Genomic DNA, 12,711 nt, shown 5'->3' with positions numbered 1-12,711 from the left:
TCTAGTTTTCCAGGAGCGAAGCGATCCATAGGACGCAGTCCGTTCCCGCCTCTATGCATTTAGCGCCTGCTCCAAATCAGCAAGAATATCGTCGATATGCTCAATACCTACAGATAGGCGGATCATCTCTGGTGAGACGCCAGCTTGTTTCTGCTCGGCTTCACTTAACTGACGGTGCGTGGTTGAGGCAGGGTGGCAAGCGAGCGACTTAGCATCACCTATGTTGACCAAACGCTTAAAGATCTGCAGTGCATCATAGAAACGCACACCGGCATCGTAACCATCTTTTAGACCAAAAGATAAAATCGCTGAAGGTTTACCTTTCATGTATTTTTCTGCAAGTGGGAAAAACTCTGAACTTGGCAGACCTGCGTAGCTCACCCAGCTCACTTTCTCGTGCTGTTGTAAGTACTCGGCTACTTTCTTCGCGTTCTCAGTGTGGCGCTCCATGCGCAAAGATAATGTTTCTAGCCCTTGCATTAGCATAAAGGCATTCATCGGTGACAAAGCCGCCCCTGTATTACGCAATGGTACGGTACGCGCACGACCAATAAAGGCCGCTTCGCCAAAGGCTTCGGTGTAAACAACACCATGATATGAAGGCTCTGGCTGATTAAATACAGGGAAGCGATCTTTGTGCTGGGCCCATGGGAATTTACCGGAGTCGATAATGACTCCACCGAGTGTCGTACCATGACCGCCGACATACTTAGTCAGTGAGTGTACGATAATATCAGCACCAAACTCGATTGGCTTACAAAGCGCTGGTGTTGCAACGGTGTTATCGACAATGACTGGTACACCCTGAGCATGAGCAAGCTCTGCTACTCGCTCTAAGTCAATGATGTTACCGGCTGGGTTACCGATACTTTCACAATACACGGCCTTGGTGTTCTCATCTATCAGCTCGGCAAGGCTCTCAGGCTTATCATCTTTGGCAAATTTAACATTGATGCCCTGACTTGGCAGCATGTGCGCAAACAGCGTATAAGTGCCACCGTAAAGCTGAGGTGTCGAAACAATATTGTCACCTGCTTGAGCCAAAGTCAGGATTGCGTAGTTGATTGCCGCGCTACCCGCACTCACAACAAGACCAGCAATCCCGCCTTCTAAAGCTGCCATGCGTTTTTCCAATACATCATTGGTTGGATTCATGATGCGCGTATAAATATTGCCCGGAACTTCTAGGTTAAACAGGTCGGCGCCATGCTGAGCATTATCAAACTCATAAGCGACTGTTTGATAGATGGGTGTAGCAACAGATTTTGTTGTTGGGTCCGTTTCGTAACCAAAGTGGATTGAGAGCGTTTCGTCTTTCATGTGCCTTCCTTGCGTGAGTAACGTGAATTATGTGTATTGTCATATCAGCAATCATCACTAACTTGTTTATTAATTACGCAAATATGTGGATTCATTCACATTCAGAGGCGCATTATTTTCAAAGTCACTTTCACTGCAAAGGTTAAGCTTTGGTCAATATCATCTGGATAGACCATTTAATTGCATAGCTTCATGTATACTGCGCGGCAGTTATAGCCACATGAATAAAAGTATGTTTCTGACACCGTATTTTTCACAAGATAACAATCAGTTCCAGTTCACTCGCCAACAAGCAAGCCACTTTGCTAAGAAGGTCGCGGGTGACTTTAACCCTATCCATGATGAAGACAACAAACGCTTTTGCGTACCTGGCGATCTTCTATTTGCGGTATTGCTAAGCAAAGAAGGCATTAGCCAAAAAATGCGCTTTGACTTCTCTGGCATGGTTAACGATGGAATTTCGCTATCAATTGAGAACAAGTGTGAGAAAGAAAGCGCGTTGGTCGATGAGAACGCGAAAGAATACCTACACATGTCGCGCGAAGGTGAAGTTAGCCGTGATGCTGCATTTATCGAACATGTTGTTACTAGCTATGTTCAGTTCTCTGGCATGAACTTCCCTCACATCATGGTGCCGCTCATGGAAGAAGCGCAAATGATGATTAACTGCCAACGTCCACTCGTGATTTACGAAAGCATGGAAGTGGAGTTTGATCGTCTTGATCTGACTCACCCTGAAGTTGAGTTTGCGGGCGCGACCTTTGACGTAGAAGGCAAGCGTGGTGTTGTCACACTAAACTTCAGCTTTAAAGAAGATGGCGAAGTGGTTGGCAAAGGCATTAAGCGCATGGTGGCAAGCGGCTTGAAACCTTATGACCAAGATGCGGTTGACGATCTTGTCGAGCGTTTTAACGCGCGCAAAGAGTGCTTCTTAGCCGAGTTTGCAAACGCTGCTTAATCAGCAAAAATTTCTGCATAAAGGGTTACCCTCGGGTAACCCTTTTTGTTTTCCGCGACACTAAGTTCAAACAATTCAGCTAACTCACTAGCTTCGCTCTCCTATCTTAGTTAGCCTCTGCTTTTCGCTTATTTTCCAATAAACCCAGATGACTTTACACGCCCAATATACCGCTTCCATTCTCGATTTTGTCCAATCTGAAAACTCAGACATCTGCGCGCAACTTTCACACTCGACTTCAGACTGGCAGACAAAAATTGACCTACTTAAACAGCAATTCAATCTACTGCCACATTTGGCGGGCGATATTGTTTTGGGTTTGTCGCAAGCAGATTCTAATTTGGGTATAGAGGTTGTTATTCTTTATCGCGGTTTGGTGTTCCCAGTCACCATTGACCTTGTTCACCAAGGCTATACTGAAGAGTCAAAAGCCAATATCCACCAGCAAGCTAGGCGACTGAAAGAGTGCCATCTTGAAAGTAAGTCGAAGTTCATTGTCCCTGTGCAGATAGCCACAAATGCTACCCCTCAAGGCGGCGCGATTACCGTCTCTGAAGATTTAGTTGCCGACACCATGTGCGACACGGGCGAGCACCTTGCTGCTCTGGTTGAGCACTTTTCTAACCAGTACAAAGACGACCAAATAATCCTCTCAGACTGGCTAGATAGTGACTACAAAGCAGATTAGCTAATTTAGCGAGTCATCTTCTTAACAAACACCACCACAAACAGCGCCATGGTAAAGCTGCCTAAGAAAGCTTCGCAGGCAGCGATAAATCTCGCGACCCCGACGGGCGATATATCTCCATAACCCAAAGTGGTAAAAGTCACGACGCTGAAATAGAGCGAATTGAAAAACTCTAAAGCGTAAAACTTCCACCCCGTGACTCCTTCATAAATAGGATGTGCACCTGTGGTGTCTAAAAAGAAGTAAGCTAGCGCACAGACCAGTATCAAGAAGATAGAGAAGCCTACTACTCGTACGGGATCTTCGCCATAACCACAAAAGATATCGACTAATTTAGAGATCATCCTTTTTACGCTTAACAAAGGCATTTGGTAGCGCCTGAAACGCATTTCACGCTTAAAGAAGTCCCCCGCCATTTCAAATAGCCCTTGCTTCTCACACTGCTTACGAATGTTACGACACACTTCTTCCGCTTCCTGACACAGCATAACCGATTTCTTGCGCTCCCTCTGTCTTAACGCTTTCTTCGCTTCAAGTTCTTGCTTTAAACAGCCACCCCATTCGATATTTTCTAACTTGGCCCGAGAGAGCTCTGCCCCAAGTAAGTTGCAATTGTCTAACTTGGCACAATGTAAATTCGCGCCAATAAGCTTAGCTTTCATCAAAGATGAGCCACGTAAATCTAAGCCAAAAAAGTGAGCATCGGTTAAGTTTGCTCGATAAAAATCAACATCTCGACATAGATAACCTTCTTTACAGCCTCGGTTTACTAAATCTATGTCTTCGAGGTTTGTTTTTGCCAACTGAAATCCGTCTAAAGGTTTACCTGCTGCGGCCCATTCTTCAACCTGGTCTTTTATATCATCTTTGCTTTTATCGACTTTTGGGTCATGCCAGTAACACAAGCCTGACTCCCCACACGGTTGATCGCAGCACCAGCCATCAGGATTTTGATAGCTGCATTTGCCTTGGTGAGATTCCATATGCGCTGCCCCTAACATTATCTATCTCGGCAGAGGCCAACATAGACACATTACTAAGTGTAGTGGGTGCATATGGTCGCGCCATTGTTATTTATAATTTAATTAATAACACTTAGGCTTAATGTCTGACTTTACGTAAGAAATTTAGTTGACCTGCTCTCTCAACCATTGTTTGAACAATCGGGTGTAAGGATCATCGATATGGGTTAGAACAAAATAGCCCGCATTGGCTTCGATGGCAGGAAAAGGCGCAACCAATTTCCCCTGTTCAATCTCATCACCTAATAGTGCAACCCTAGCTAGCGCTATCCCTACTCCAGCCTCTGCTGCAGACATCGCCATGTCGGTACGATTAAAGAAATGGCCGCGATTGGTTTCAAAATCTAGCTGCTGCTGAGACGCCCAATAGAGCCATTCATAATCTTTCGGCGCACCATGCCAAGGCATAACATCATGCAAAAGTGTCACTTGTTGCCACTCAGTGTTTCCTTCCGTTAACTGCGGATGTGAGCGTAAGTAGTCACGGCTCATGACTGGGATCAGTGACTCCTCCATCAACAGCTCGGCATCTGAGTGCTTGTAAGGGAGCGGCCCATAATCAATAGCAATATCGAAGTTGCGCTTGTCACTATCAACGAGCGCCCCTTCTGCAAAGGTATGAATTTGAATGTCTGGATACTGTTTGTGGAAGTTTTCTAGTCTTGGCACCAGCCATTTAAAGGCAAAAGAAGGCGTTAGTTTGAGGCGGATCTGTTTGCGCTCTGAAACCTGCGTCAGCTGAAAGACATTTTCTTCAATCGAAGCCAGATGATGGCTAGTCGCATCAACCAATTTCGCGCCCTGCTCTGTTAAGCGGATTCCACGAGCATGACGTTCAAATACACTAAACCCTAACCGATGTTCAATTTGCTGAAGTTGTTGGCTGACAGCACCGAGTGTCAGGTTCAGCTCTTTAGCCGCGCTTGTTAGGCTCTGATGGCGAGCAACAATGCAGATTAAGTTCACCCCGTGCAGCAAGGTCGATTTCATATTAAGCCTTTAGAGAAACTAAAACCTAATATCAATTCTTATCGATTGTTAAGCAGATGTAAATTCTTCATCCTTAGCAAAATTTCAAACTGTGAGTAGCGTTCGTGAAGGTTATTGTTTTAGGGAGTGGGGTCATCGGATTAACCAGTGCTTGGTACTTAAATCAAGCTGGATTCGATGTCACTGTGATAGACAGACAAGCTAAAGCGGGAGAAGAAACCAGCTTTGCCAATGCAGGCCAAATCTCATATGGTTACTCTTCACCTTGGGCAGCGCCCGGTATTCCCACTAAAGCTATTAAGTGGCTATTTGAACAACATGCCCCGCTGAAAATTAAACCTTCCCTCAACCCTGATTTGCTCCATTGGGCGAGCCAAATGCTCGGCAATTGCCAGTTGGATAAGTACCGTGTCAACAAATCTCGCATGCTTACCATCGCCAATCGTAGCCGTGAGTGTTTAGCCGCATTAAACCAACAGTTTGAGCTCGATTACCAAGGACGTACTCAAGGCACGCTGCAAATATTCCGTACTTCTACCCAGCTTAAAGCCATAGAAAAAGATATGGCGCTGCTCGAAGAGAGTGGCACCCAGTTCAAGTTACTCGATGCCAAGCAATGCCTCAATCAAGAACCTGGACTGGCTAATATGCAAGGTGAGTTGGTTGGTGGGCTTTACCTGCCCGATGACGAAACCGGAGATTGCTATCTGTTTTGCCAACAGCTACATAAGATGGCAGAGCAAGCCGGAGTTGAGTTTATGTTTAACACCGATGTTGAGGCTCTGCTGACAGAAGGCACTAAGGTGGTGGGTGTTAAAACCTCTCTAGGGACGTTAAGTGCCGATCACTTTGTGGTCGCATTAGGCAGCTACTCGAAAGCTCTACTTAACCCGATCGGTATCGATATTCCGGTTTATCCGGTTAAGGGCTACTCATTGACCCTGCCAGTGACTAACGAGCGGCAAGCCCCTTCGTCCACCATTATGGATGAAACCTATAAAGTGGCACTCACCCGCTTTGACCAAAGGATCCGTGTCGCGGGCACCGCAGAGTTAGCAGGGTTTGATCCTGCCTTACCTGACAAGCGCCTCGCAACACTGAATCACGTCGTCAGTAACCTGTTCCCACAAGGCGTGGATTTCTCTCAGGCTGAGTACTGGACAGGCTTTCGCCCCATGACACCTGATGGAACGCCAATCATAGGCCAAACAAAGTTCAGTAATTTGTTCACCAACACAGGGCATGGAACATTGGGCTGGACGATGGCGTGTGGTTCAGCTGATATCTTAGCCGAGTTGATGGCATCAAACGGTCAGAAGCCTCTTTCAGAACTCAGTATGGAGAGGTATGCCTAAAAGCTAAGCTAACCGCACTTTTCATATCAACACAATTAACTCATTTACGTTCTATTAACAAAATATATAGCAACGTAACTGGGTTATTTGTCGTACGTATAATCCACCGCTAAACCTCCCCAATCGACCATATAGCGTTCCAATTGAAGCTCAGTAAGTAATCAATCGCTACTATTTAACAATTTTTTAGCACTTTGTGTTTTGGGTCACGCTAATTAACACTAACAAATAAATAAATTAACAATTACATTACAGAAAGGGTAATATCCTGTTCAGAAAACAACCACTACAAAACAAAACAGGGAAAATACTTATGCAGTCATTAGTTGATTTTCTGAATGGAATTATCTGGAGCCCGGTATTGATTTACCTTTGCCTTGGCGCTGGTTTGTTCTATTCGATCATGACTCGATTTGTTCAAGTTCGTCACTTTAGTGAAATGTGGCGCTTACTTCTTTCAGGGAAAAGTTCTACTAAGGGTATCTCATCATTCCAAGCTTTAGCGGTTTCGCTATCTGGTCGTGTGGGTACAGGTAATATTGCAGGTGTTGCGGCGGCTATCGGTTTTGGTGGTCCTGGTGCAGTATTCTGGATGTGGGTTGTTGCCTTCTTTGGCGCAGCGACTGCATATGCAGAGTCAACACTGGCACAGATCTACAAGGAAGAAGACGAAGGTCAATTCCGTGGTGGCCCGGCTTACTACATTGAAAAAGCAATGGGTCAAACTTGGTACGCATGGATCTTCGCAATCGCGACTATCTTTGCTTGTGGTTTCCTACTACCTGGCGTTCAGTCAAACAGTATCGGGAATGCGGTTGAAGCAGCATTCGGTTCTGGTGAAATGATTGAAACAGCTATCGGTACATTCAGCTTTGCGAAGATCTTCACGGGTACACTGATTTCAGTCATCCTAGCGTTTATCATCTTCGGTGGCGTTAAACGTATCGCTAACTTCACGCAGATTGTTGTTCCTTTCATGGCGCTTGCGTACATCGTGACGGCGTTCATCATCATCCTTCTCAACATCGGCGAAGTACCACGCGTATTCTCTATGATCATTGGCGATGCATTCACACCTATGGCGGGTGTTGGTGCTGCTATCGGTTGGGGTGTTAAACGTGGTGTTTACTCAAACGAAGCAGGCCAAGGTACTGGTCCTCACGCAGCGGCCGCAGCGAGCGTTGATCACCCTGCGCAACAAGGTCTAGTACAGTCGTTCTCTATCTACATCGATACACTACTAGTATGTTCTGCAACTGCATTTATGATCATCATCACTGGTGCATACAACGTTCATGGCGCTGAAGGCTTCCTAGTACAGAACGTTGCTGCTGATATTGCTGCAAACGGCCCTGTATTCACTCAGATGGCGATTGAAAGTGCACTACCAGGCATTGGTAAGCCATTCATCGCAATCGCACTGTTCTTCTTCGCATTTACTACGATTCTTGCTTACTACTACATCGCAGAAACTAACGTGGCTTACATCCGTCGCCACATCAAAGTTAATGGCCTGATGTTCCTACTAAAAGTGGCACTAATCGCAGTCGTGTTCTACGGTACAGTTAAGACAGCAAACCTTGCATGGGCAATGGGTGACGTAGGTGTAGGTCTAATGGCGTGGCTAAACATCGTTGGTATCCTAATCATCTTCTTCATGTCTAAGCCTGCTTTGAAAGCTCTAAATGATTATGAAGAGCAACAAAAACAAGGTGTTACAGAGTACACGTTCAACCCAGTAAAACTAGGCATCAAAGGTGCTGACTACTGGGAAGACAAGTACCGCCGTAAGACAGGCAAAGAGCCTTCGGCTGAAACTGAGTCTAAACCGGTTGAACAACCTTCAACCTAATAGCGACACGCTATAAAAAATAAGAAAATGCAGTGGTAAAAAAAGGGGTTAGCCAATGGCTAACCCCTTTCATCTTATTGTTCCCAAAAATTTACTAAGTTAGATAACTTAGGTTTAGTCAATGTTGCTTCAGGCACACCATCAACCAAATTCTTTTTAATTATGCAGCTACCTGTTCTAGCGGCATTTCTTGGACTGGCTTCTTCTCACCAATTGGCAGAATAGTGCGACCGTATTCGTTGTTTAGTACTTGTGCCATAGCGAAGTAAATCGCACTCGCGCCACAGAAGATACCTTCAAAGCCAGCAATCGTGCCGATAAGCTGACTTCCAGTGAAATCACGTGCTGCCAGTAAGAAGAACAGGATTGTTAGTGAGCCAAATACCACTTGCTTTGCTACTGGGTAGCATAGTGAGCCAATAAACATAAAGCCTGTGAAAATACCCCAAAGCGCTAGGTACCAACCCATAAAGCTTGCTGGGCTTGCAGGTAGCCCCATGTAAGGCATAACAAGAATTCCAACCAGTGTTAACCAGAACAGGCCGTAAGAAGTAAACGCCGTAGTACCAAAAGTATCACCACGCTTGAAACACATCATGCCGACAAAAACTTGGCTCAGACCACCATAGAAAATACCCATTGCTAGGATCATTGAATCAATAGGGAAAAAACCTGCATTGTGGATGTTTAGCAGGATGGTTGTCATACCGAAACCCATTAGGCCCAGTGGAGCCGGGTTTGCCAGTTTTGTTGACATTTTGCGCACCTTTAAAAAAAGTTAATAAAATTTACGCGCAAATTTTAGTGACGTTCAACAAAAAAGATAGTGTTCGGAATCGCAATCTAAGGTTGCGCAAATCATCAAATGAGAACTTTGACCGTATTTGAGCCGATAAGGGATATAAAACACGTGAAATCCGTACAACATAGAGCAATAAAAAATAGGCCCTGAAATAAATTCAGGGCCTATTCAATCAATTTATCTTGTTTTAAAGACTTACTGGCAAGAAATTTCGTCCCAGAACCAGTTTGCTTGAGTTGGTGTATCCCACATTCCTGGACCATTTTTCGCAATAAAGCACTTACCGTTGTAGGTCACTTTATCGCCATTCGCGACCTGAGAAGCACCCGGTTGCCACTGAATAAACGTATTTGGATCCGGTGTTGGTTCTGGGTCCGGAGTTGGCGTCGGCTGCGGATCAGGCGTTGGGGTTGGGTCTGGAGTAGGCTCTGGTGTACCAGCCACTAGCTCCCATGGGCCACCTAAGCTTGGATCATCACCTTGCGTCCACCACTTCGCTTTGTAAGTGGCTCCTTTGTATGTCACTTGATCGCCTGTGTTATATACCTTAGTCGCGCTCCAGCCTGTTCCATTGTCTGGATTAGGATCGACGGGGTCTAACTTATCGACAACTCGGACTTCAGGCCAGCTAGCGTGTGAGCCGTAGAGGTTGGTTACACACTTCTCGTAGTCACCCGGAACCAGTGCTGAATACGCCGTCTGGAAGCCCACCAGTTCACACTCAAACGAGTACCCACCCGGTCTGTCTGCATAGTATTTCCAGTTACCATCCCAGTTGGTGTAAAGCACATCCGTTGCGCCATTAAGATTTAGGCTGCCGTAAGGCGTTTGCTGCCAGCAGGTGTTCTTTTCATCGGCTTCAATAGGAATCTGATAGTGAGCCGATAAACCTTCCCAGTAGCGAATACGGTTAACTGGCTGGCCTTTGTTTTTGTTTTGCTCACCACATTCAATACCACCATTGATAATGTTGATGGTGGTACCAAAACCGTAACCAATACCAGCGTCTATTTCGCGCTGAGAAGGCGTCCATGTTTTATCAATGACATGCAGCATAGCTGGCTTAGGTGCTTGTGGCGTTAAAAAGAACCAAATCGCAGAAGCTAGGTTTAACCAAGAGTCGGCAACTAAACCAGGATTGTTGAGCAACACAGACGCGTCACCATCAAACATGACTTCAGAGAATGCACCATAGTTGAAGTGATAAGAAAGCTGTTTAGCACCACGACCAAAATAGCCCTGCCCTGCAGCACATGGCCATTTTTTGTTTTGCCAGTCGTTTTGTCCACACCCGGTTGTGTAGCCTTCCTGACCTTCAGACCAGCCCATTTCACGCACATGTACTAGAGCTTGTTGCCACTCTTCCAACGCTAACGGGTTATCAGAGGTATTATCTTTAGCGATGTGGCCACCTGTTTCTTGCGCAAAGTGCGCAAATGCAGTCACGATCGAACGTTTACAGATGGCATCAGAATCACGTCCATCGGTGTACTCGGCACAAAATGCGGGAAACTTACCAATGGCGCGCAAGAAGCGCGTATAGGTGTATTCCGGTGCTGCCATATGGGTCAGAAAATCCCATTCCGCTCTTGGGAAAACACGTTCTGCTCTTTTGACGTTATCTGGGTTAGTTGCTAACCCAGAATCAATCGCTTCAACAACCGTGTTGGGGGCTGTGCTCAGCGCTTGAGACCAGATTTGGTACATAGGCTCCGCCGTCTTTTGACTCTCTGCTGCTTGGATGTCAGCACGTGAAACGACATAACCAGTAGGGTTTTGAGGATCGGGCTGGATATTCATCGTCGCCCAAGAGGTAGGTACCGCAGATAGCATAGCCATTGCGGCGAGGTAGCTTGTTTTCTTCATCAGACAAGTCCTTATGTGAATTTCTGATGAAAAGACTAGAAAACTCGAGCACCAACTTCACGGCTAGTGTGATGTGGCAAGGTCAACTTGCGAGTGACTCTTAAGTTGCAACGGAATTTGAAACTATGAGTTTAGTAAAAAGTGTCTAGTGGGTTCAAAAACCGAAAATACTAAAACTGCCCACCTAAATAGTGTGATCATTCGGTAAAAAAAACAAAAGCCACACTTTAAATCTCCCAAAATAAAAAAAGCCAGTCTGATGACTGGCTTAGTTTATCTATTCAAACAGGGATTATTCCCATTCGATTGTCGCTGGTGGCTTACCTGAGATGTCGTAAACTACGCGAGAAATACCGTCAACTTCATTGATGATGCGGTTAGATACCTTACCTAGGAAGTCGTATGGCAAGTGTGCCCAGTGCGCTGTCATAAAGTCGATAGTTTCAACTGCACGTAGAGAAACAACCCAGTCATACTTACGACCATCGCCCATTACACCTACAGAACGTACAGGTAGGAATACGGTGAACGCTTGAGATACTTTGTTGTATAGGTCAGCAGCGTGCAGCTCTTCAATGAAGATAGCGTCAGCGCGGCGTAGCAAATCACAGTACTCTTTCTTGATTTCACCAAGAACACGAACACCTAAGCCAGGACCTGGGAATGGGTGGCGGTAAAGCATGTTGTAAGGCAGACCAAGCTCTAGACCAATCTTACGAACTTCATCTTTGAACAGCTCACGTAGTGGCTCAACAAGGCCCATTTCCATATCATCTGGAAGACCGCCCACATTATGGTGTGATTTGATGACGTGCGCTTTACCCGTCTTAGATGCAGCAGATTCGATTACGTCTGGGTAAATCGTACCTTGAGCAAGCCATTTCGCGTTTTTCAGCTTCTTCGACTCTTCATCGAATACGTCTACGAATACGTGACCGATTGTCTTACGCTTCTCTTCTGGATCAGACTTACCCTCAAGAGCCGCAAGGAAGCGATCTTCTGCGTCAACCTTGATAATGTTTAGGCCAAACTTGTCGCCAAACATATCCATCACTTGTTGACCTTCGTTTAGACGAAGTAGACCGTTATCAACAAATACACATGTTAGTTTGTCGCCAATTGCACGGTGAACAAGCATCGCAACAACAGATGAGTCAACACCACCCGAAAGACCTAGGATAACTTCGTCATCACCCACTTGCTCTTTAATACGTGCTACCGCATCTTCGATGATAGATTCTGAAGTCCATAGACGCTCACAGCCACATACACCAAGAACAAAGTTCTCTAGCATTTGTAAGCCATTTTTAGTGTGCGTTACTTCTGGGTGGAACTGAACGCCGAAGTATTTTTTCTCTTCGTTCGCCATCGCAGCGTAAGGACATGTGTCTGTCTCACCGACTTTCACGAAACCTTCAGGGATCTCGACAACTTTATCACCGTGACTCATCCATACATCTTGAGAAGCTTCAAGATCTTTAAAGATTGATGATTCGCCAGAAACTTGTACTGCAGCGTAACCGAATTCACGCTCATCAGACGTTGATACTTTACCACCTAGCTGCTCTGCCATTGTCTGCATGCCGTAACATACACCAAGCACAGGAACACCTGAGTCAAATACATATTGAGGAGCGCGAGGAGAGTTGTCCTCGGTTACACTTTCAGGGCCACCAGATAGGATGATGCCATCTGGGTTGAATTCACGAATATCCGCTTCTTCTACATCCCAGCTCCAAAGTTCACAGTAAACGCCGATTTCACGTACGCGGCGTGCTACAAGTTGAGTGTACTGAGAACCGAAGTCCAAGATCAGAATACGTTGGTCATGGATATTTTTAGTCATTTTGAGCAGTCT

Annotated in this window: 10 protein-coding genes; 4 read left to right on the top strand and 6 right to left on the bottom strand. The window is 45.7% G+C overall.

What is annotated here, in order from left to right:
• Positions 1–51: 51 nt before the first annotated feature.
• On the bottom strand, positions 52–1,320 hold the full coding sequence (locus tag LYZ37_RS03535) for an O-acetylhomoserine aminocarboxypropyltransferase/cysteine synthase family protein (protein ID WP_272786492.1): 1,269 nt from the start codon (positions 1,318–1,320) through the stop codon (positions 52–54).
• Positions 1,321–1,552: 232 nt separating this feature from the next.
• On the opposite strand from LYZ37_RS03535, the gene LYZ37_RS03530 reads away from it, so the two are divergent.
• A complete protein-coding gene (locus tag LYZ37_RS03530) occupies positions 1,553–2,278 on the top strand; it encodes a DUF3581 domain-containing protein (RefSeq protein WP_004744418.1) in 726 nt (241 codons plus the stop codon).
• A 148-nt stretch (positions 2,279–2,426) separates the two neighbouring features.
• On the top strand, positions 2,427–2,966 hold the full coding sequence (locus tag LYZ37_RS03525; protein WP_272786491.1) for a hypothetical protein: 540 nt from the start codon (positions 2,427–2,429) through the stop codon (positions 2,964–2,966).
• A gap of 5 nt (positions 2,967–2,971) precedes the next feature.
• On the opposite strand, the gene LYZ37_RS03520 is transcribed toward LYZ37_RS03525, so the two are convergent.
• Both LYZ37_RS03520 and LYZ37_RS03515 read right to left on the bottom strand, forming a co-directional pair.
• Positions 2,972–3,949: an ion channel gene (locus LYZ37_RS03520; RefSeq protein WP_272786490.1), complete on the bottom strand. Its 978-nt coding sequence runs from the start codon at positions 3,947–3,949 to the stop codon at positions 2,972–2,974.
• 144 nt (positions 3,950–4,093) lie between these two features.
• Complete coding sequence (locus LYZ37_RS03515) at positions 4,094–4,978, bottom strand: LysR substrate-binding domain-containing protein (protein WP_272786489.1); 885 nt, start codon at positions 4,976–4,978, stop codon at positions 4,094–4,096.
• A gap of 104 nt (positions 4,979–5,082) precedes the next feature.
• On the opposite strand from LYZ37_RS03515, the gene LYZ37_RS03510 reads away from it, so the two are divergent.
• Positions 5,083–6,333 carry a D-amino acid dehydrogenase gene (locus tag LYZ37_RS03510; protein WP_272786488.1) on the top strand — a complete coding sequence of 417 codons (1,251 nt, stop codon included), beginning with the start codon at positions 5,083–5,085 and terminating at the stop codon, positions 6,331–6,333.
• Between the two features lie 313 nt (positions 6,334–6,646).
• Positions 6,647–8,185, top strand: coding sequence for an alanine/glycine:cation symporter family protein (locus LYZ37_RS03505; protein ID WP_004744423.1), 1,539 nt, complete (start codon positions 6,647–6,649; stop codon positions 8,183–8,185).
• Positions 8,186–8,345: 160 nt separating this feature from the next.
• On the opposite strand, the gene LYZ37_RS03500 is transcribed toward LYZ37_RS03505, so the two are convergent.
• The 3 genes from LYZ37_RS03500 to guaA all read right to left on the bottom strand — a co-directional run bounded on the left by LYZ37_RS03500 (position 8,346) and on the right by guaA (position 12,699).
• Positions 8,346–8,942 carry an acetate uptake transporter gene (locus LYZ37_RS03500; protein ID WP_004744424.1) on the bottom strand — a complete coding sequence of 199 codons (597 nt, stop codon included), beginning with the start codon at positions 8,940–8,942 and terminating at the stop codon, positions 8,346–8,348.
• Positions 8,943–9,182: 240 nt separating this feature from the next.
• Positions 9,183–10,853 carry a chitinase gene (locus LYZ37_RS03495; RefSeq protein WP_272786486.1) on the bottom strand — a complete coding sequence of 557 codons (1,671 nt, stop codon included), beginning with the start codon at positions 10,851–10,853 and terminating at the stop codon, positions 9,183–9,185.
• A 292-nt stretch (positions 10,854–11,145) separates the two neighbouring features.
• Complete coding sequence (gene guaA, locus LYZ37_RS03490) at positions 11,146–12,699, bottom strand: glutamine-hydrolyzing GMP synthase (protein ID WP_272786485.1); 1,554 nt, start codon at positions 12,697–12,699, stop codon at positions 11,146–11,148.
• Between the last annotated feature and the right edge of the window lie 12 nt (positions 12,700–12,711).

It is taken from the genome of Vibrio tubiashii (assembly GCF_028551255.1).
GTDB lineage: Bacteria > Pseudomonadota > Gammaproteobacteria > Enterobacterales > Vibrionaceae > Vibrio > Vibrio tubiashii_B.
Note: the sequence above shows the minus strand (reverse complement) of the source record. Positions and strands in the feature narration are given on the sequence as shown.